This window comes from Escherichia sp. E2661 (genome assembly GCF_004745185.1).
Taxonomy (GTDB): Bacteria; Pseudomonadota; Gammaproteobacteria; order Enterobacterales; family Enterobacteriaceae; genus Escherichia.
In genome coordinates, this window is the sequence record NZ_PDIG01000001.1 from 73111 (window position 1) to 92260 (window position 19150).

Sequence of the window (19150 nt, forward strand, 5' to 3'; positions counted from 1 at the left end):
AGGGGTTTGCTTTTTAAACGGAAGGGATTATCGCCCCTGAATGGCTAAATCACCCGGCAGATTTTTCTGCATCCGGTGCCATATCTCGCCACTCTCATGCCCATAGCGGCGCACTGTTTCGTAAACCTGATCATGCGCGCCTTCAGTGCACAATGCCGATAGCTTGTGATAGAAGCCCAGTGCCAGACTGCGCGCCTCCGGATTAGCGAAATAGTGACGACCAATTCGCGTATACAGCCCTTTCATCCCGTTGAGGATCAGACCGTAAATTGGGTTACCGGAAGCAAACGCCAGACCGCGGAAAATGTTGTAATCCAGGTCAGCAAAGGCGTCGGCGTGATCGGCCACTTCATTGGCGGTTGCCAACACTTCTTGCGCTTTATCAGGATGCTGACGAAATGCGGTGCGAATAAAAATTGTCGAAATATTGGTACGCACTGACAGCAAATTATCAATAAGCTGCGGCACACTTTCGTGATCCAGTCGCGCCAGCGTCTCAAGAATATTCAACCCGGAGGTTTCCCAGAAATTATTCACCTTCGTCGGTTTGCCGTGTTGAATAGTCAGCCAGCCGTCTCGCGCCAGGCGCTGCAACACTTCACGTAACGTAGTACGCGTTACGCCAATTAATTCTGAAAGTTCACGTTCTGCGGGCAAAATAGTCCCGGGCGGGAAGCGGTTATTCCAGATACTTTCAATAATGTACTCTTCCGCGAAACCCGCCGGGCTTTGCGCCTTAATGACCATAGTGAGATTTCCATAACACAGCAAAACAAAGTTGCACTCATCATACCAGAGGGCTAATCACGCTGATAGCAGACAAAAAGAAGAAAAAAGGGATCAAGGCTTCATTTTCTGCATCTCTTTCTCCTTGATCATCAATACTTGCCTCACTCCTGCACGACCGTTAAGCTTTGCGCTTAAACATAAAAACATCATTGATTATTACTAAGGTAAGGGAAACCATCATGGAAATCTCCTGGGGCCGCGCGTTATGGCGCAATTTTTTTAGGCCAGTCACCTGACTGGTACAAACTTGCCCTCATCATTTTTTTAATTATTAATCCGCTAATTTTTCTCATCAGTCCTTTTGTTGCTGGCTGGCTGCTGGTAGCGGTAGTTTATTTTCACACTGGCAATGGCTCTGAAATGCTACCCGCTGCTCCCCGGCGGTCTATTGGCTATCGAAGCCGTCTTCATCGGCATGACCAGCGCGAAACATGTCCGTGAAGAAGTGGCGGCAAACCTTGAAGTCTTGCTGTTACTGATGTTTATGGTGGCGGGCATCTATTTTATGAAACAGCTGTTGCTGTTCATTTTTACTCGCTTGCTGTTAAGCATTCGCTCCAAAATGCTGCTATCGCTCTCTTTTTGCATTGCGGCAGCGTTTCTCTCCGCGTTCCTCGATGCTTTAACCGTCGTGGCGGTGGTGATCAGTGTTGCAGTAGGCTTTTATGGCATTTATCACCGCGTAGCCTCTTCCCGTACCGAAGATACCGACCTGCAAGACGATAGTCATATCGACCAGCATTACAAAGTTGTTCTGGAGCAGTTCCGTGGGTTCCTGCGTAGTCTGATGATGCACGCTGGCGTCGGTACCGCATTAGGTGGCGTAATGACCATGGTGGGTGAGCCGCAAAACCTGATTATCGCCAAAGCCGCTGGCTGGCATTTTGGCGATTTCTTCCTGCGCATGTCACCAGTGACCGTTCCGGTTCTGGTTTGCGGTCTGTTAACCTGCCTGTTGGTGGAGAAGCTGCGTTGGTTTGGCTACGGTGAAACGCTGCCGGAGAAAGTCCGCGAAGTGCTGCAACAGTTTGACGATCAAAGCCGCCACCAGCGTACCCGTCAGGATAAAATTCGTCTGATTGTCCAGGCGATTATCGGCGTCTGGCTGGTGACTGCGCTGGCGTTGCATCTGGCGGAAGTTGGCTTGATTGGTTTGTCGGTCATTATTCTGGCGACATCATTGACCGGTGTCACCGATGAACATGCCATCGGCAAAGCCTTCACCGAATCTCTGCCATTCACCGCACTGTTGACCGTCTTTTTCTCGGTAGTTGCGGTGATTATCGACCAGCAATTGTTCTCGCCAATTATTCATTTTGTCCTACAGGCATCGGAACACGCCCAGTTGTCACTGTTCTATATTTTCAACGGCCTGCTGTCATCCATTTCGGATAACGTCTTCGTGGGGACGATTTATATCAACGAAGCGAAAGCGGCAATGGAGAGTGGCGCGATTACGTTGAAGCAATACGAGCTTCTGGCAGTTGCCATTAATACCGGGACCAACCTGCCCTCCGTCGCCACGCCGAACGGCCAGGCTGCGTTCCTGTTCCTGCTGACTTCTGCACTCGCGCCATTGATTCGCCTCTCTTATGGTCGCATGGTGTGGATGGCCCTGCCTTATACCCTCGTCCTGACTCTCGTCGGACTGCTCTGCGTCGAGTTTACTCTTGCCCCTGTAACCGAATGGTTTATGCAAATGGGCTGGATAGCAGCGCTTTGATAACAACTAACCGGGCATATTGATGCCCGGTTTGCCTTTTCGCCCGATAATTGTTCGATTACGATCGATTTTTGATTCCCCCTGGTGGCGCAGCGAATGAATTGGTTTAAACTGCGCATTCTATGCATATTGCAGGGATATTATTATGTTGCGATTTTTGAACCAATGTTCACAGGGTCGGGGTGCGTGGCTGTTGATGGCGTTTACCGCTCTGGCACTGGAACTGACGGCGCTGTGGTTCCAGCATGTGATGTTACTTAAACCTTGCGTGCTCTGTATTTATGAACGCTGTGCGTTATTCGGCGTTCTGGGTGCCGCGCTGATTGGCGCTATTGCTCCGAAAACTCCGCTGCGTTATGTGGCGATGATTATCTGGTTATACAGTGCGTTCCGCGGTGTGCAGTTAACTTACGAACACACTATGCTTCAACTCTATCCGTCACCGTTTGCGACCTGTGATTTTATGGTTCGCTTCCCGGACTGGCTGCCGCTGGATAAATGGGTGCCACAAGTGTTTGTCGCCTCTGGCGATTGTGCCGAGCGTCAGTGGGATTTTTTAGGTCTGGAAATGCCACAGTGGTTGCTCGGTATTTTTATCGCTTACCTGATTGTCGCGGTGCTGGTGGTGATTTCCCAGCCGTTTAAAGCGAAAAAACGTGATCTGTTTGGTCGCTAATCTATTCGGCGCTCCTGCGGGAGCGTCTTTTTCCTGCCGCTATGTTTATTTGACCCGCAGTAAATCAGAACTTCGTGTTGTATAACGTGGTGAAAGCATGGCTCGCTTCATCTGCCATTGTTGCTGGATCCCCTGCCCTGCAAAATAGAGTGTTCCCCTGCCATCCTTAGCATTCAGCATATCCATTACCGCCATCAATTGTTCACTACCGGGACGCGGTGCGTTGTTATCGAACAAATTGAGTTGTGCCACTCCCTGACTAAAGAAATCACCCAGCATCACGCCCGCTTTTTGGTAGCGATGGCCCGCTTGCCAGATGGCGTCCAGAGATCGCGTAGCCGCGTTAATAATGTCTCTGCTGTCCTGGGTAGGCGTCAGCAGTTTTACCGACGCACTATTGCCGTAATAGGATTCATTGAGCGCAAATGGCGACGTTTTAATAAACGTGGAGATAAACCGACAATATTGATGCTCACTGCGGAGTTTTTCTGCCGCCCGGGCGGCGTAACTACAAATGGCCTGCCGCATCGATTCATAATCCGTGATACGTTCGCCAAACGAGCGGGAACAGATAATTTCCTGCTTCGTCGGTGCAAACTCTTCCAGCTGCAAACAGGGTTCGCCGCGCAGTTCACGCACCGTTCTTTCGAGCACGACATTAAAGTGTTTACGAATAAACCGGATATCTGTATCCGCCAAATCCAGAACGGTTTTGATACCCATCGCGTTCAATTTTTTGCTGGTGCGCCGTCCAATTCCCCAGACTTCATCTACGGGTAAAGCGGCCATTAATTTACGCTGGCGTTCCAGATTGGATAAATCCACCACCCCACCGGTCTGCCGCTGCCATTTTTTTGCCGCATGATTGGCAAGTTTTGCCAGCGTTTTGGTCTGAGCGATACCCACCCCCACGGTGAGATGCGTGCGTTGCAGTACCGTTGCGCGAATTTCTCTGCCAAAGTCAGTGAGATCGCGGCAGTTACGTACCCCCGTCAAATCGCAGAACGCTTCATCAATACTGTAAATCTCCACGCGAGGAGACAGCTCTTCCAGCGTCGACATCACCCGATTGCTCATGTCTGCGTAAAGCTCATAATTGCTGCTAAAGCAGACAACGCCACAGCGACGAAACAGATCTTTTTGTTTGAACCAGGGATCGCCCATTTTAACGCCCAACGCCTTTGCCTCAGCGTTTCGGGCAATAACGCAACCGTCGTTATTCGATAGCACAACCACCGGTTTACCCCATAAGTCAGGGCGAAACACCGCTTCACAACTGGCATAAAACGAGTTCACATCGCAAAGGGCAAACATCAGCGCATCGCCTTTATTACATGGACAACTACGCCAAAGACATCCAGCGTATCCTCGCTGCCGAGGGTAATCGGCGAGTACGCGCTATTCATGGGAATAAGCTGTACCGTCGGGCGCAACTGCAATTTTTTCACCGTAAACTCGCCATCGACAGCAGCGATGACGATATCACCGTGGCTGGCGGTAATAGCGCTATCGACAATCAATAAATCACCGTCACTAATCCCACCGTCAATCATGGAGTCTCCGCTCGCTTTGACGAAGTAAGTCGCGCTGGGATGCTGAATAAGCAATTGATTCAGATCGATACGCTGTTCAACGTAATCCGCTGCCGGTGAAGGAAAGCCACACTGAACAAGATCGCTAAATAGCGGAAAAGTCACAATTTCGCGGAGATCCGCAGGCTTGATAAACAACATAATAATCCGCCTGAAGTAATACTGTTTTTATATACAGTAGTCTGTTCTTACCAGCAGATCAATACTGATTCAGGCTATCAATATCTGTCGCTGCGTAGGCTGATCCTTAAGGATTGCCGCCCCACTGTTAACCGTCTGAACGCGGTATGGATATGTCGGTAAGCATTACCTAAAAATACGGTTAATTTTATAGTTTAAACCTTTTTTAGTTATTAGTAAGATACCTGTGCTTCCAAAAAAGCTGGGAAATTCAACGACTCTTGGAAATTTTTGGACCTTGTCCCGCGGCTACAATCCGACAGCCGCGTTTCTTTTTACTATCTAACCCACCGTAAACCTACGGACCTTGCTCTACGGCTCATCCTGTACCCGGGTGATCCTGGCCACGTAATGAATGGATAGCAGTGAGTTATCCGGTTACGACATCAACCAGTTCTTTGATTTCATCACTTTGGACTCTGCCCACCACAATAAATCTGAGAAGATGGACAACGAGAGCAATAACACTGACCATAAATAAGCCTCAAAAAAATAATAAAAGAAGCCATTTGTTTTATTAACAACGAAGATTTAATGATCAATAGAATTACAGATGTTTTAGTTAATGGGATATCTTCGATATTAAAATGATATAAAGAGTAGTTATTGTTTTCCTGACACATTGTTCCCGGGGGGGGCCTTCAAGATGGTCATTGATAATGATCAAGTCAATAATACCTTCCGATATTTATATTTTTATCGTGAAGCGTTTTTAATATAGCGCTAAAGTTTATCGTTCAACTAAAGACACGTTACCGTAGATTAACAGTATGAACGGAGTTTTTTCAGCACGGCGTGATATTAATCATTTCGAGTTGGATGATGAAAAACAATATGACAGACGAGACGTTAATGCAGGACTTTTCCATGAGTGGAGGGCGTTGCGTAACGTTGGATATTTACGCTCAGGAAGATAGGTGTGTTTATTATGTTGAAAATCATGGGGAAGATCAGGATCTTGCTGTGGTTTATCCTGCTCAGGCAGTAGCATTCTACGGCGAATCCATCGCCTGATGGCGCTTCTTTGTCCACTGTCATTTGCATGATTGTAGAGTAAACATAGACTGGAATTGAACAGTCTCACGTAATCAGAATCACCCATATAGCGGATGATTCTCTGTTTCAACCGCCAGTGCATAGTGCTAAATAAAGCTAACAATATAAAAGGACTTTATGAATTTCCTCACATATTCCACAAGAATATTCACGAGTATTTTTATATCAACTACCTGTAGATCGGATATATAACGACATCGTTTGATGTCCGAATTTGCCGTCTTTCGTTTTATACCCACCAGAACACCTGAGGAGAATAAGCATGCATGTTCAGGCGGTCTAATGAATGTGTCCATTGGTTACGGAATTTGAATTATTGTCATACCGTAAATTATCTTTTTACGCGTGCTAAGATTTACTTAGAAACAGCGATGATGCTCTCACTTTTTAGCTCGAAAATTTTTGCAGGATTCAGGATTAATACTTCAGCCCATCAGTACAAAATATTTCATACTTCCAATATACCGCCAGCCCTAACTTCATCGCGGCACTCTGGCGACACGTCTGGAAAATCGGGGTCATTTCTTCCCGGGTAGCAAATCGCTAATATACTGTGCGCCAGACCTTGTTATTGATGACCAGAAAACCGCAAGGACCATTTTCGCGGCGGTTTGACTGATGCGGATTATTGCGCCCAGTCAGGTTTATTTAAGATATGGTCCTGCCAGTCAATCACTTCCGACTCTTTCACCGCGATATGGCGCACTGAAATGCGTTCGCCATGCATGGCTGCTTTTGAACCGGTAAGTAACGGATGCCACGCAGGTAAATCTTTACCCTCCGCCAACAAGCGATAAGCACAAGTCATCGGTAGCCATTCGAACGTGGGCAGATTTTCACGAGTTAATTTAATGCAGTCGGGTTCAAACTCGAAGCGGCGTTCGTAGTTCCGACATTGACAGGTTTTAATATTGAGCTGACGGCAGGCAACGTTAGTGAAGTAGATTTCGTCGGTGTCTTCATCCATCAGTTTATGCAGGCAGCACTGACCACAACCATCACACAACGACTCCCATTCTGCATCGCTCATTTCGTCCAGGGTTTTACTTTGCCAGAAAGGTATATCGCTCATCAGGTGTTCCACCATTACGTTAAAACGCACCTTATAACCAGTCTGGCACGGCGATGCAAGCTTTGCCGCCCCTTTCAGGCGGCAAAAGTATTACAAAACGCGAGTTGTCAAAGAATGACCGCCGAAAGTAACTGTCAATTCATCGCCACTGTGCAGCGGACCAACACCATCAGGCGTGCCTGTCAGCACAACGTCACCGGCCTTAAGGGTAAAAAACTTGCTCATATAAGCAATCAGTGGAACGATTTTATGGATCATGTCCGCAGTCGTACCTTGTTGGCGTTGTTCGCCGTTTACACTTAGACCCAGCGACGTATTTTGTGGATCACCGCTGAACTCTGCTGCAGGAATAAACCCGGAAAGTGGACACGAGTTATCAAACCCTTTGGCCTTTTCCCACGGCTGTCCGGCTTTCTTCATTTTTCCCTGAACATCACGTAATGTCAGATCGAGCGCCACACCGTAACCTGCAATAGCTTTGCGCACATGCTCTTCCGTGGCCTGACGTAGCGTCGCGCCAATCAACACCGCCAGTTCAACTTCATGATGAACCGAGCCGAAATCAGAGGGGATAGCCAGGGGCTGGCGCAGATCACACAGTGCCGTTTCAGGTTTAATAAACAACACGGGCTCTTCGGGCACTTCACTCCCCATCTCTTTAATATGTTTGGCATAGTTACTGCCAACACAGACGACCTTACTCACCGGATAATCCAGCAGCGCACCTTGCCAGTTGTGATGTTGATACATAACGTTCCTCTCACTTCATCGTGGTTCTTAAAACCCGCTCCAACGAATATGATGCCACCGCCGGATATCGGTTATTTGTCAGTACTGTCTGTATTTTTCGCCATCACAGAAAGATGTTGTTTAAGCAAATCTTCAGGTGGTGGTGGTAACTGGAGATAATAACCTTGCTCGGCTAATGCCTGTTTAACTTTCTCAATATCGGCATTTACCAGTTTTTTCCGCCCATCCAATGGCAGAATCATCGCGAGTTGAGGTTGGCCAAACCCTTTCATCAGCTCCTCTGGAACACGCGAAAAATCGTCTTTTTTTTCGACATATAAATAGGTCTGGTCACGTTTGCTACTTCGATAGATCACACAAAACATAATTTTACTCTGAATAAATGTGGGGGTGACTTGCCTCAATATAATCCAGACTATAACATGCCTGATAGTCTTCGTAATATCATCGCTCGCTGATGATGATAATTAGCTAATTGAGTAAGGCCAGGATGTCAAACACGCCAATCGAGCTTAAAGGTAGCAACTTCACCTTATCCGTGGTTCATCTGCATGAGGCAGAGCCTAAGATTATTCATCAAGCGCTGGAAGACAAAATCGCTCAGGCCCCCGCATTTTTAAAACATGCACCCGTCGTACTCAATGTCAGTGGCCTCGAAGAACGGGTCAACTGGTCAGCAATGCACAAAGCTATCTCAGCAACTGGCTTGCGGATAATTGGCGTCAGCGGTTGTAAAAATGCGAAACTGAAAGCTGAAATAGAAAAGATGGGGCTACCAATCCTGACTGAAGGAAAGGAAAAAGCGCCACGTTCAGCTCCCGTTCCCCAGGCACCAGCGCAAAATACGATCCCGGACACAAAAACACGTTTAATAGATACTCCTGTGCGTTCCGGTCAGCGCATTTATGCTCCACAATGTGATTTGATTGTTACAAGTAATGTAAGTGCAGGAGCAGAATTGATCGCGGATGGTAACATTCATGTCTATGGCATGATGCGCGGTCGTGCGCTGGCGGGAGCAAGTGGTGACCGGGAAGCGCAAATATTTTGTACTAACCTGATGGCCGAACTAGTATCTATTGCTGGTGAATACTGGCTGAGTGATAAAATCCCAGTAGAATTTTATGGCAAAGCGGCACGGCTGCAATTAGTCGAAAACGCTTTGACCGTTCAATCGTTAAATTGATCCCTTTTTAACAAGGAATTTTTATGGCACGCATTATTGTTGTTACTTCGGGGAAAGGGGGCGTTGGAAAGACCACCTCCAGCGCGGCCATCGCCACTGGTTTGGCCCAGAAGGGAAAGAAAACTGTCGTGATCGATTTTGATATCGGCTTGCGTAACCTCGACCTGATTATGGGTTGTGAGCGTCGGGTCGTGTACGATTTCGTCAACGTCATTCAGGGCGATGCAACGCTAAATCAGGCGCTAATTAAGGATAAGCGTACTGATAACCTCTACATTCTCCCGGCATCGCAAACTCGCGATAAAGATGCCCTCACCCGCGAAGGGGTGGCCAAAGTTCTTGATGACCTAAAAGCGATGGACTTTGAGTTTATCGTTTGTGACTCACCGGCGGGTATTGAAACCGGTGCATTAATGGCTCTTTATTTCGCTGATGAAGCCATTATTACCACGAACCCGGAAGTCTCATCTGTTCGTGACTCTGACCGTATTTTAGGTATTCTGGCGTCGAAATCACGTCGCGCAGAAAACGGCGAAGAACCCATTAAAGAGCACCTGCTGTTAACGCGCTATAACCCTGGTCGCGTGCACAGAGGAGACATGCTGAGTATGGAAGACGTGCTGGAAATCCTGCGCATCAAACTCGTCGGTGTGATCCCAGAGGATCAATCCGTATTGCGCGCCTCTAACCAGGGTGAACCAGTCATTCTCGACATCAATGCCGATGCGGGTAAAGCCTACGCAGATACCGTAGAACGCCTGTTGGGTGAAGAACGCCCTTTCCGCTTCATTGAAGAAGAGAAGAAAGGCTTCCTCAAACGCTTGTTCGGAGGATAAGTTATGGCATTACTCGATTTCTTTCTCTCACGGAAGAAAAATACGGCCAACATTGCAAAAGAACGGCTGCAGATTATTGTTGCTGAACGTCGTCGCAGCGATGCAGAACCACACTATCTGCCGCAGTTGCGTAAAGATATTCTTGATGTCATTTGTAAATACGTACAAATTGATCCCGAGATGGTAACCGTACAACTCGAGCAAAAGGATGGCGATATTTCCATTCTTGAGCTTAACGTGACCTTACCAGAAGCAGAAGAGCTGAAATAAGCTGTATTAGCTCAAACCTGATCTGACAGTTATCGGTTGTTTATACTGGTATCTGTCAGATTGCATTTGGTCTAAATTTTGTTCTCCCCTTCTATTGTCAGCTCAAATCCCCGCTGATTCACACTATTGCCACCAGAGCGAAATTACTTACCTTGCCTTTTTTGATAAATATTTTTTACATTTAAATCACACAACAATATTGATATTTCAGATCGCCTAACCTTTACAATACCATGTTAACACCTGATGACATTTCTTGAAGAAAATATTTCAAATCAATGAGTTAATCCTTATTTAAGATTATTCCCATTCAAGCATAAAACACAATTACTATTATACCATTCGCGCTCATTTTGAATTATCTGAATAATAGCGAGCGTTCTTTAGTTAAGTGAATATTAATTAAAGACGAAATTATTGTGTGTGCAACTTACTTAATACCGGACATCTAAGTTGAAGAAAAAAATACTCGCCTTCGGGCTTATCTCAGCATTGTTCTGCTCCGCACCAGCAATGGCGGACATGAATCGCACCACGAAAGGTGCGCTGTTAGGTGCAGGCGTAGGTTTACTGACTGGCAATGGCGTTAATGGTGTGCTGAAAGGCGCTGCTGTGGGCGCTGGTGTTGGTGCAGTAACTGAAAAAGGTCGTGACGGCAAAAATGCCCGCAAAGGTGCGAAAGTGGGTGCTGCCGTTGGTGCAGTCACTGGCGTGTTGACCGGCAATGGTCTGGAAGGCGCGATTAAAGGTGCTGTAATTGGCGGCACAGGTGGTGCCATTCTGGGTAAAATGAAATAAGGAATGATGATGAAAAAAATTTGCATTACTGGCTGGTCTGTTTGTTTTCGCACCAATGAGCTGGGCGCAGGACTACAATATTAAGAACGGTTTGCCGGCAGAAACCTATATTACTTGTGCTGAAGCCAACGAAATGGCAAAAACTGACAGCGCACAGGTTGCAGAAATTGTGGCTGTAATGGGTAACGCCAGCGTTACGAGCCGTGATTTAAAAATCGAGCAATCTCCGGAACTCAGTGCCAAAGTGGTAGAAAAACTGAACCAGGTTTGTGCTAAAGATCCGCAAATGCTGTTAATTACCGCCATTGATGACACCATGCGTGCCATTGGCAAAAAATAATCATTAATGTAGTACCGCGCCGATTGATTCGGCGCGTTTTTTTAGCAGGCGAAGGAATCAGAACTTATATTTAAATCCCACCATCACTGCGGTGTCATTGTAGCCATTATCACCGAGTTGAACGCCAACATTTCCCCAGACGCTGGCCGCTGGATTCAGATTGCCATTTACGCCAGGTTTAATTTCCCCCAGATTACGCGCACTGCCAGCAACTCATTTAGCCGTTTTCTGACAGTGATAACAGAAGGATTAAGGCTGATCCCTATGGCTAACGAGTTTTCCTCTTAACCGATTAACCACATTGATCGCCAACCAAACCAACGCATTTAGCAAATTTATAGTAACAAGCACTTCTCCCAACCAGGTGCTGGGTTTGGCAAAAAAGATAACCAGGAAAGTGATTAGCATAAATGCAATGGAGAAAATGATATATAAAGTAAAATAATCCAGATTATTACTCTTGTTCATGCTACTGATGGTAATCCTGTCAAAAATTTCAGACAATTATAGCAAACAAAATAATGAACAATAGTAACAAGACGAAACGAGCTAATTAGCTGTCTATAATTACGTCACCTCACGCTCAAGCGATCATTTTTCACTCAACCACCACTTTCACCTTCGGTTTTGAGAGAATAATTTTGACCAGCTCAATATATGTCACCGGTTTATAGAAATAGTATCCCTGTTGGAACGTGATGTTGTTTTGGTTCAGGTAATCGAGCTGCTCCTTCGTCTCAACACCTTCAGCGACAATACTGATAGAAAGTTTGCGCGCCAGATCCAGCACGCAGTCCAGGATCCGGGTGGAATCTGGATCTGCGTTGACCCGCCCGACGAAGCTGTGATCAATCTTAATATAATCAATATGTAGATCATGGAGATAAGAAAGCCCCGAGTATCCAGTACCAAAATCATCCAGTGCGATGACAAAACCATTTTCATGCAAAATGTTTAGTCGCTGGACCAGACTTTCATCAACATGCAAAGGCTCACGCTCAGTGACTTCAAGCACGAGATTCAAATCACGGCGCGTGAAGCTGCCCTTGTATTTCAGGCATTCTTCAACAAATGTCGGCGAAATAATATGCGAGGCGCTGAAATTTATCCCAACATGAAAACCTTCTGGCAGTTTACTTTCGATCGCATTCATTTGTTTGGCGACCTGGCTCATCAAACTTTGGGTGAGCGGAACTATCAACCCTGATTTTTCGGCAAGAGGAATGAAAGCCGCAGGAGAGATATATCCTCCCCGAGGGTGTTTCCAGCGGGCAAGGACTTCCACGCCGCGTAACGTCCCTTCCCGCCCATTTACCACTGGTTGATAAAAAGGCACAATTTCACCGTTATGTATTGCCCGCCGCAGGATCTCTTCCGGTGTCGCGCTTTTGTTGAAATATTTATCAAGCAGAAAGGCAACGGCGCAGGAAATTAACAAAATGAATATCAAAATCCCCAGACCTTTATCGATAAGTCTGCTAAAGCTAAATAGAGGCGGCTGGTTATAAATAATACTGAAATGATATTTTGTGGAACTGACTCGCCCAGAAAAATGATTTTTACCATTGAGAGCTGTCACATCTCCCGACGGGCCAATAATGCTACCGCCAACGAGTAAAGTATATTTCGCCCCCTTCAACGGCACATTGAGCGCGCCACGAATATGTTGATCGCTAATAGTCACCAAAACTCGGGTATCAGCGAACTGATTCTGATAAAGCAAAATGGGCATTTTATTAACAGTATCGATTGCCGGAGCTAGCAGTAAATTGCTTTCAGGAATCACGGGTATACGTGATAGCAATACGCGGTTCCCCGGCAGTGAAGTACACCAGACCGCATCTTGTTTGAGAATGATGATCGTACGCAGATGTGGCTTGAGCGCTGCCTCTGTACCTAGTTGATATTGTTCATCCAGATCACACCCTTTTCTGGCTATTTCCTGTGCCGTTTGAGTCGCCTGTGACGCTTCCTCAAGTATATAATTGATATTGTTTGTGGCATATCTCGCCCCTGCCAGGCTCTCCGCTTTTGCGGAATACCAGAGCTGGATGTTCAAAATAGAGACGCCGGTAATAAACAGGCAAACCGCAGCGAGTATAGGGATAAGTGTATTGCGCATCTGCGTGTCCCTGACAACAGGTTAATAGAGGGGGTTGACATTCATTCGCTCAATCTGGCGTCTACAGAGAGCATGGTCGAGAGAATCAGAAATATCCACGCATCAGATGAAATTTTGCCCAACATGCCGCAAGTCTTTCAATGACTGATGAAAAACTAATGTTCGCGCTGATCAATGGGTCTTTAAGCAGAGAAGAGGCATGGGGTAATAATTCGGGAACAAAAATACAGGTTGAGCACGTTTCTGTTTCGCTTTAACTTTCGCCTTTATGCATATGTTAATCAATAGGTTGAATGTATTTCTGTACCAGCAATTCCAGCTTTTTCAACGTTTGTATCGCCGTTGAGTCAAGTCCATAACATTTCAATTCTTCTGCCGAGTGAAATCTAACGTTGACCTGACCTCCGGGTAACTGGCGAAGGAGTACCCTGAAAGGTAAATCCAGAGCGAGGTCTGGATGTTCCAACATCAAAGGCGTTCCCTTTTCAGGATTACCAAATACCAGAACAGTAGTTGGCGGCATTACAAGCCCTGCATTACGGGCAGCTTTTGCGTGGTCAAACTCGCCAAATAAAACCAGACCATTATCTGATACCGCCTTAAGAAGACGTGTTCTGGTATGTTCGAAGTCAAATGCACTATTGAATTGAATCATAACGTTTTTACCATTAACACAATAATCAATGTGAACGATGAGACAACCGTAATATAAATACAAAATATTATAACCTGAGCTTGCTCATATTTTTGAACATCAGAGAAATAACATTTTCTGATGAGTCCCTTTAATCAACCAGAATTAAAACAATCGCAATATCCACTATGTTTATAAAATCACCCTATGGTAACAAGATAATGTAGACTCTGATTCCATAAAGCACTCCCTTCCGAAACTCTGCAGTTACAAATTGTAAAGATTAATTTACTTTGTTTATATTTTGACTGTCTGGTTATATCTCAGTGGATATGTAAAATTAATAACAGCTGGTGATCATTCAGTAGTTGACTATAGAAAATTCGCCAGCCGGTCACAGACACGCATCTTTACAGGGCGTGTCTGCATTTTTTGTTATGATGTATTGTGATGTATATAGTAGTACTGGTGAATTATGAGCAATCTGAATCCATGCCTGGCGTGTGGTGCCTGTTGTGCATTTTTCCGCGTCTCTTTTTTACTGGGCCGAAGCAGATGATGCAGGCGGCACTATCCCGGCTCATCTTACTGAGCAAATATCCCCTTACCATCGATGTATGAGCGGTACTAACCAGAAGGATCCACGTTGTGTTGCCCTGGCAGGAACGCCTGGAAAAAAACGCATGTTGCACCATATACAAGAATCGCTCATCGACATGTCGAGAATTCGCCATGTCTGGCGAGGATGGGAAGATTAATGAGGCATGTAATCGCGCCCGCGCAAAATATGGGCTGCCTCCAATTTAAAAAGCACTTTTCATTTTTAATGGGCGCTATAAAACTGCGTATCCATGATTATATTCTGATGTAACATGCCCATTGCCCGAGTATCAAGAATACAATGCCATATGTTCCTGGTACCGGGCAACATTTTGGTGAAAACTGCCATTTTAAAAATTCAGTTCTTGATGATCATTCTTGATATTTTACGTAACAATTAACAGGCATTACATTCTGATATTTCGACTGTAAACCATTACGTTTTTCGCGCAATTACCACCCATCGGATGATCCTTTGCCGTTAATCATGAGATAGTTACAATCAGTAATTTCGATTAGTCTTATTTTTTAGATGAGAGTCTTTTTTATATGTTTTTTAACATTCTTTAAGAATAAGAAATCTGCCATAAAGACAGATTTCTTTTATTTATAATTAGAGATTTGCAACGTTATGATATACTTTTTGAACATCGTCGTCATCTTCGAGGGCATCAATAAGTCCTTCAAAGATTTCTAAATCTTCTGGTGAAAGCTCAACTTCTGATTGAGCAATCATTTCTAATTCTGTTGTTGAGAACTCAGTAATTCCAGCTGCTTTTAGAGCTGCAATTCCTTTGTGAAGGTCTGTAGGCTCAGTATAAATAACGATGTTTCCTTCTTCTTCGGTCACATCACGGACATCCACTTCAGCTTCAAGCAAAATTTCAAAAATACGGTCAGGGTCAGTTCCTTCAAATACAATCACGCCAGTATTGTCAAACATATAGCTGACAGAACCAGCTGCTCCGATATTCCCGCCTTTTTTATTGAAAATTGTACGAACGTTAGCAATCGTACGGTTAACGTTTGAAGTCAACGTTTCAGCGATAATCATTGAACCATTGGGTCCAAAGCCTTCATAACGTCCTTGTACGAACGTTTCGTCTCCGCCACCTTTGGCTTTATCAATAGCTTTATCAATAACGTGTTTTGGAACTTGCGCCTGCTTCGCGCGTTCAATAACAAACTTTAAAGAAGTGTTTAATTCTGGGTCTGGTTCACCTTGTTTAGCCGCAGCATAGATTTCCACACCGAATTTTGCATATACTTTAGACGTTGCCCCGTCTTTAGCCGTTTTTTTAGCTACGATATTGGCCCATTTACGTCCCACTGGAATAATCTCCTCGAAATTTATTTACATCAATAACAGGTTGATAACCTGCGATTTTCGTCATATTATATCATAACATGGGAAATTTCGTCTATGAGAATTAGAAATAAGATAAATGTATAGCGGCACTTTTAATTTTTCATTATTTTAAAATGTTACCAGATTATTTTTCGGATTTAGTTTTAGTTTTTTGCTCTTAATAATTGAAACGCTATAATAATACCTAAGGCAAAAATAATGTGTTGATATATAAATTATTTTTTCTTATGTTAATGTTAATTCATTCCAACCTGAGCTCAAGCACTCTTTCTTAACAACGAAAGGCCATAAAATGAATATCGAAGCATTTGCTTTTGGCACCACCAACTGGGGTGAAGTCGAAAAAACAGAACATCCCGGGGAAACAGGTATGGCCTACTGGCGCACACAATTTTTTGGTCACAAGCCGAACCAAATCCGTGTGCGAATGGTTGAATATACCCCAGGTTACCTGGCGGATCATTGGTGCAGTAAAGGTCATATCCTTTTATGCTTGGAGGGAGAACTCGAAACACTGCTCGCAGATGGCCGCAAATTCACTTTAACTGCGGGAATGAGTTATCAGGTTGGTGATAACGCAGAGCCACATCAGTCCAGAACGGAGACAGGAGCAAAACTCTTTATTGTGGACTAACGGATTCGTCGTTGTTGCGATTGCGACGTCCGATTCTGGCACAGAATTGGAACCTGGCAGTAGAACAACCATCTGACCATCCCCCAACTACCTGGGGATTTTGATAACTTATTTTGATAACCGTTAGCATCCTGACAAAAATAACGGGAGCGTTACGCTCCCGTTAAAGGATTTAATAAATTACCGAATTACATGTTCTTGATGATCGCATCACCAAACTCTGAACATTTCAGCAGCTTAGCGCCTTCCATCAGACGTTCGAAGTCATAGGTTACGGTCTTCGCGTTGATTGCGCCTTCCATACCTTTAACAATCAGGTCTGCGGCTTCAGTCCAGCCCATATGGCGCAGCATTAGTTAGATGACTAAATCGTAACTATTTGACATAGCAACATAATTTTACTAATTTGCATATAACTCATTAGCTCTTAGCATTTCTATAACTCATTGATTATAAACATGTGTTTTTGAGTTTTGATAACCATTTTTAGCATAAAAATAGCAGTTAACATTTGCAGAAGTTAAGATCAGAGAAAATTTTTACCCTGTAGGGTATTACGTCTTAAATGTGACTTTAATAAACAATTTTATTTCTGTAATCGGTTTATATTAACGTAAAGCATCTCGATTAGTTCTTTTACATTTTTACTATAGTGCAATTCTCTATGGCAATTCGGACAAAGGGCAACACAGTTATCTGTTGTATCAGCACCACCTGAAGACAGGGGAATTACATGATGCACTTCCAAATATGGGTTTCCATCATTTAAATAAAACGGAGCATTTTTACCACAGTTTTCACATATACCTTTACTTTGCTGTAAAATCCAAGCTTTTACCATCGGGTCTCGGACATAAACTTTTTGTAGTCTTTCTACCTCAACTGGTTTCCTGGAGCCTCGGGTTGACTCAACGTTTTCTTAATTAATTTACTAACCCTCATATTCAGAAGCGATTCATCATCTGTAGGCTGTGAAAGCTCTGATAGTTCTCCACGTATTATAGACGCCCAAAAACTGTCACTATAAATACCTGGAACATTTATCAATATTCGTTTCGTTCTATTGCCGGAAGGAATTTCCTTTCTCCCCGTACGACTAAAATAAGCCTGATAACCACACATCTTCAAGCGTATATCGCGGGGGCTATTACCAATCAAAGTAAAATATTCACCAGGATGGATTTTTCTTTCATCCAAAGAATGCATATGTTTTCTGACTGATGATGACGCCAGATATACTACGACTTGGGATACACCAGAATCAACCAACCGTTCAATGATATAATCAAGAGCGATATTGTAATCTTTGTTTCTGTCACCCGGCCCCCACGACTCAAGGATTAGACCATAAACACCATCCTCTTCACCTATCGAACACTCAGCTTTCAGTTCAATTCCATTATTATCAAAAACATGCATAATATTAATCTTTAATCAATTTTTCACGACAATACTACTTTTATTGATAAAATTGCAACAAGTTGCTGTTGTTTTACTTTCTTTTGTACACAAAGTGTCTTTAACTTTATTTATCCCCTGCAGGAAACCTCTTATACAAAGTTGACACACCAACATCATAGATAATCGCCACCTTCTGGCGAGGAACTCCTGATGCAATTAATCGTCCGGCCTGTTCCCATTGTTATGGTGTAAGTTTGGGACGACGTCCACCAATTCGTCCCTGTGCGCGAGCAGCTTCCAGTCCAGCTTTTGTTCTTTCCACAATCAGTTCACGCTCCATTTCAGCCAGGGCACCCATCACATGAAAGAAAAAGCGCCCCATTGGGGTACTGGTATCAATTGAATCCGTCAGACTACGAAAGTTGATGCCTCGTTCGCGCAACTCCTCCACCAGCACGACAAGATGCCGCATACTGCGCCCCAGCCGGTCCAGTTTCCAGACCACCAGCGTGTCACCTGCCGATAATGTCCTGAGCAGTTTTTTCAGTCCCGGCCTTTCGGACTTTGTACCGCTTATCTTGTCTTCAAAAATCAGCTCGCATCCTGCACAGTTCAGCGCATTACGTTGTAGATCTGTGTTCTGGTCATTTGTTGATACGCGTACATAGCCAATAAGCATGGTAGATCCCCCTGACAAAAGCAGGAATGATGCCATTTGCTCGTTATTTCTGCATTTTCATAAACGTTGGTTTGGGAGAAGCGGCAAAACGGGATGTGGGGACAGGGGAAAATCAGATACCGGACATGGCCTCTTTTGCCAGTGGTGATGGATGGATGAAATTACCCAACGGGAAAATCCTGCAATATGGTCGTGGTGCGGTTACGCCGACATTATCGACGCAAACAATGAGAATTACATTCAGCATCCCTTTCCCCAAAAAAGCGGACTGCGCCATGCTTACTCATTCTGGTGATGGCGGTGCGCCTTTAGGCGCTGGGCGAGGGTTCGTGATGACTGCAGAAGGCCCAACGTTAACCGGCTTTAATTCTGCTTACAGAACGTCATCAACCAGCGACACGGTATCGATGAATTACAGTTGGTGGGCTGTTGGTGAGTAATTT

At 44.8% G+C, this 19150-nt stretch carries 19 protein-coding genes and 7 pseudogenes; 11 read left to right on the forward strand and 15 right to left on the reverse strand.

Annotated elements, in window-relative coordinates; translation table 11 throughout:
• Positions 1–27: 27 nt before the first annotated feature.
• The gene (fadR, locus tag CRI63_RS00335; protein WP_130215962.1) at positions 28–747 is read right to left on the reverse strand and encodes a fatty acid metabolism transcriptional regulator FadR; all 720 of its coding nucleotides are present in this window, start codon (positions 745–747) and stop codon (positions 28–30) included.
• Between the two features lie 221 nt (positions 748–968).
• Between fadR and nhaB the strand changes: the two are divergent.
• Positions 969–2512 (forward strand): annotated as a pseudogene (gene nhaB / locus CRI63_RS00340) (Na(+)/H(+) antiporter NhaB).
• Between the two features lie 145 nt (positions 2513–2657).
• A complete protein-coding gene (gene dsbB / locus CRI63_RS00345) occupies positions 2658–3188 on the forward strand; it encodes a disulfide bond formation protein DsbB (RefSeq protein ID WP_130258884.1) in 531 nt (176 codons plus the stop codon).
• A 45-nt stretch (positions 3189–3233) separates the two neighbouring features.
• On the opposite strand, the gene umuC is transcribed toward dsbB, so the two are convergent.
• Together umuC and CRI63_RS00355 are read right to left on the reverse strand one after the other, a co-directional pair.
• Entirely contained in the window at positions 3234–4502 is a 1269-nt protein-coding gene (gene umuC, locus CRI63_RS00350; protein WP_135518146.1) for a DNA polymerase V catalytic protein, read from the reverse strand.
• A complete protein-coding gene (locus CRI63_RS00355; protein ID WP_130205617.1) occupies positions 4502–4921 on the reverse strand; it encodes a translesion error-prone DNA polymerase V autoproteolytic subunit in 420 nt (139 codons plus the stop codon). Before CRI63_RS00355 ends, umuC begins: the two co-directional genes overlap by 1 nt.
• A gap of 906 nt (positions 4922–5827) precedes the next feature.
• Here CRI63_RS00355 and CRI63_RS24160 point away from each other — a divergent pair.
• Positions 5828–5974, forward strand: coding sequence for a hypothetical protein (locus CRI63_RS24160; protein ID WP_240782706.1), 147 nt, complete (start codon positions 5828–5830; stop codon positions 5972–5974).
• Between the two features lie 459 nt (positions 5975–6433).
• Here the strand turns inward: CRI63_RS24160 and CRI63_RS24790 are convergent.
• From CRI63_RS24790 to CRI63_RS00375, 4 genes and pseudogenes are all read right to left on the reverse strand, one after another.
• Positions 6434–6604 (reverse strand): annotated as a pseudogene (locus tag CRI63_RS24790) (hypothetical protein); the annotation flags it as partial.
• A gap of 37 nt (positions 6605–6641) precedes the next feature.
• The gene (locus CRI63_RS00365; RefSeq protein ID WP_205712811.1) at positions 6642–7088 is read right to left on the reverse strand and encodes a YcgN family cysteine cluster protein; all 447 of its coding nucleotides are present in this window, start codon (positions 7086–7088) and stop codon (positions 6642–6644) included.
• Positions 7089–7178: 90 nt separating this feature from the next.
• A complete protein-coding gene (locus CRI63_RS00370) occupies positions 7179–7838 on the reverse strand; it encodes a fumarylacetoacetate hydrolase family protein (RefSeq protein ID WP_135404263.1) in 660 nt (219 codons plus the stop codon).
• A 71-nt stretch (positions 7839–7909) separates the two neighbouring features.
• A complete protein-coding gene (locus tag CRI63_RS00375; protein WP_130205736.1) occupies positions 7910–8203 on the reverse strand; it encodes a YcgL domain-containing protein in 294 nt (97 codons plus the stop codon).
• Between the two features lie 125 nt (positions 8204–8328).
• On the opposite strand from CRI63_RS00375, the gene minC reads away from it, so the two are divergent.
• From minC to CRI63_RS00400, 5 genes are all read left to right on the forward strand, one after another.
• Complete coding sequence (gene minC / locus CRI63_RS00380; protein ID WP_130215951.1) at positions 8329–9024, forward strand: septum site-determining protein MinC; 696 nt, start codon at positions 8329–8331, stop codon at positions 9022–9024.
• 23 nt (positions 9025–9047) lie between these two features.
• Positions 9048–9860, forward strand: coding sequence for a septum site-determining protein MinD (gene minD / locus CRI63_RS00385; protein WP_064528664.1), 813 nt, complete (start codon positions 9048–9050; stop codon positions 9858–9860).
• A 3-nt stretch (positions 9861–9863) separates the two neighbouring features.
• Positions 9864–10130, forward strand: coding sequence for a cell division topological specificity factor MinE (gene minE, locus CRI63_RS00390; RefSeq protein ID WP_001185664.1), 267 nt, complete (start codon positions 9864–9866; stop codon positions 10128–10130).
• A 453-nt stretch (positions 10131–10583) separates the two neighbouring features.
• Positions 10584–10928 carry a YMGG-like glycine zipper-containing protein gene (locus tag CRI63_RS00395; protein WP_064528662.1) on the forward strand — a complete coding sequence of 115 codons (345 nt, stop codon included), beginning with the start codon at positions 10584–10586 and terminating at the stop codon, positions 10926–10928.
• 55 nt (positions 10929–10983) lie between these two features.
• Complete coding sequence (locus CRI63_RS00400) at positions 10984–11268, forward strand: YmgD family protein (RefSeq protein ID WP_135383332.1); 285 nt, start codon at positions 10984–10986, stop codon at positions 11266–11268.
• Positions 11269–11325: 57 nt separating this feature from the next.
• Here the strand turns inward: CRI63_RS00400 and CRI63_RS00405 are convergent.
• The 4 genes and pseudogenes from CRI63_RS00405 to CRI63_RS00420 all read right to left on the reverse strand — a co-directional run.
• Positions 11326–11469, reverse strand: a pseudogene (locus tag CRI63_RS00405) (autotransporter outer membrane beta-barrel domain-containing protein); the annotation flags it as partial.
• 48 nt (positions 11470–11517) lie between these two features.
• Entirely contained in the window at positions 11518–11736 is a 219-nt protein-coding gene (gene ymgF / locus CRI63_RS00410; RefSeq protein ID WP_135518148.1) for a cell division-associated protein YmgF, read from the reverse strand.
• Positions 11737–11866: 130 nt separating this feature from the next.
• On the reverse strand, positions 11867–13390 hold the full coding sequence (locus CRI63_RS00415) for a cyclic diguanylate phosphodiesterase (protein ID WP_135518150.1): 1524 nt from the start codon (positions 13388–13390) through the stop codon (positions 11867–11869).
• 277 nt (positions 13391–13667) lie between these two features.
• On the reverse strand, positions 13668–14045 hold the full coding sequence (locus tag CRI63_RS00420; protein WP_130215945.1) for a DUF302 domain-containing protein: 378 nt from the start codon (positions 14043–14045) through the stop codon (positions 13668–13670).
• A gap of 454 nt (positions 14046–14499) precedes the next feature.
• Here CRI63_RS00420 and CRI63_RS00425 point away from each other — a divergent pair.
• A pseudogene (locus CRI63_RS00425) lies at positions 14500–14831 on the forward strand (YkgJ family cysteine cluster protein).
• A 406-nt stretch (positions 14832–15237) separates the two neighbouring features.
• On the opposite strand, the gene CRI63_RS00430 reads toward CRI63_RS00425, so the two are convergent.
• Positions 15238–15954, reverse strand: coding sequence for a YebC/PmpR family DNA-binding transcriptional regulator (locus CRI63_RS00430; RefSeq protein ID WP_064528650.1), 717 nt, complete (start codon positions 15952–15954; stop codon positions 15238–15240).
• 331 nt (positions 15955–16285) lie between these two features.
• Between CRI63_RS00430 and CRI63_RS00435 the strand changes: the two genes are divergently transcribed.
• On the forward strand, positions 16286–16627 hold the full coding sequence (locus CRI63_RS00435; protein WP_130205597.1) for a DHCW motif cupin fold protein: 342 nt from the start codon (positions 16286–16288) through the stop codon (positions 16625–16627).
• 188 nt (positions 16628–16815) lie between these two features.
• Here CRI63_RS00435 and CRI63_RS00440 read toward each other — a convergent pair.
• From CRI63_RS00440 to pinE, 3 pseudogenes are all read right to left on the reverse strand, one after another.
• Positions 16816–16983 (reverse strand): annotated as a pseudogene (locus tag CRI63_RS00440) (isocitrate/isopropylmalate family dehydrogenase); the annotation flags it as partial.
• 230 nt (positions 16984–17213) lie between these two features.
• Positions 17214–18046, reverse strand: a pseudogene (gene mcrA, locus CRI63_RS00445) (5-methylcytosine-specific endonuclease McrA).
• A gap of 106 nt (positions 18047–18152) precedes the next feature.
• Positions 18153–18707 (reverse strand): annotated as a pseudogene (pinE, locus tag CRI63_RS00450) (site-specific DNA recombinase).
• Positions 18708–18736: 29 nt separating this feature from the next.
• On the opposite strand from pinE, the gene CRI63_RS00455 reads away from it, so the two are divergent.
• Positions 18737–19147, forward strand: a complete 411-nt coding sequence (locus CRI63_RS00455; RefSeq protein WP_001115549.1) for a tail fiber protein — start codon at positions 18737–18739, stop codon at positions 19145–19147.
• Positions 19148–19150: the final 3 nt, after the last annotated feature.

Bases quoted from the DNA above. Each gene is read 5' to 3' on its own strand.
- fadR (WP_130215962.1), bottom strand. From the start codon at position 747: ATGGTCATTAAGGCGCAAAGCCCGGCGGGTTTCGCGGAAGAGTACATT.
- dsbB (WP_130258884.1), top strand. From the start codon at position 2,658: ATGTTGCGATTTTTGAACCAATGTTCACAGGGTCGGGGTGCGTGGCTG.
- umuC (WP_135518146.1), bottom strand. From the start codon at position 4,502: ATGTTTGCCCTTTGCGATGTGAACTCGTTTTATGCCAGTTGTGAAGCG.
- CRI63_RS00355 (WP_130205617.1), bottom strand. From the start codon at position 4,921: ATGTTGTTTATCAAGCCTGCGGATCTCCGCGAAATTGTGACTTTTCCG.
- CRI63_RS24160 (WP_240782706.1), top strand. From the start codon at position 5,828: ATGAGTGGAGGGCGTTGCGTAACGTTGGATATTTACGCTCAGGAAGAT.
- CRI63_RS00365 (WP_205712811.1), bottom strand. From the start codon at position 7,088: ATGAGCGATATACCTTTCTGGCAAAGTAAAACCCTGGACGAAATGAGC.
- CRI63_RS00370 (WP_135404263.1), bottom strand. From the start codon at position 7,838: ATGTATCAACATCACAACTGGCAAGGTGCGCTGCTGGATTATCCGGTG.
- CRI63_RS00375 (WP_130205736.1), bottom strand. From the start codon at position 8,203: ATGTTTTGTGTGATCTATCGAAGTAGCAAACGTGACCAGACCTATTTA.
- minC (WP_130215951.1), top strand. From the start codon at position 8,329: ATGTCAAACACGCCAATCGAGCTTAAAGGTAGCAACTTCACCTTATCC.
- minD (WP_064528664.1), top strand. From the start codon at position 9,048: ATGGCACGCATTATTGTTGTTACTTCGGGGAAAGGGGGCGTTGGAAAG.
- minE (WP_001185664.1), top strand. From the start codon at position 9,864: ATGGCATTACTCGATTTCTTTCTCTCACGGAAGAAAAATACGGCCAAC.
- CRI63_RS00400 (WP_135383332.1), top strand. From the start codon at position 10,984: ATGAGCTGGGCGCAGGACTACAATATTAAGAACGGTTTGCCGGCAGAA.
- ymgF (WP_135518148.1), bottom strand. From the start codon at position 11,736: ATGAACAAGAGTAATAATCTGGATTATTTTACTTTATATATCATTTTC.
- CRI63_RS00415 (WP_135518150.1), bottom strand. From the start codon at position 13,390: ATGCGCAATACACTTATCCCTATACTCGCTGCGGTTTGCCTGTTTATT.
- CRI63_RS00420 (WP_130215945.1), bottom strand. From the start codon at position 14,045: ATGATTCAATTCAATAGTGCATTTGACTTCGAACATACCAGAACACGT.
- CRI63_RS00435 (WP_130205597.1), top strand. From the start codon at position 16,286: ATGAATATCGAAGCATTTGCTTTTGGCACCACCAACTGGGGTGAAGTC.
- CRI63_RS00455 (WP_001115549.1), top strand. From the start codon at position 18,737: ATGCCATTTGCTCGTTATTTCTGCATTTTCATAAACGTTGGTTTGGGA.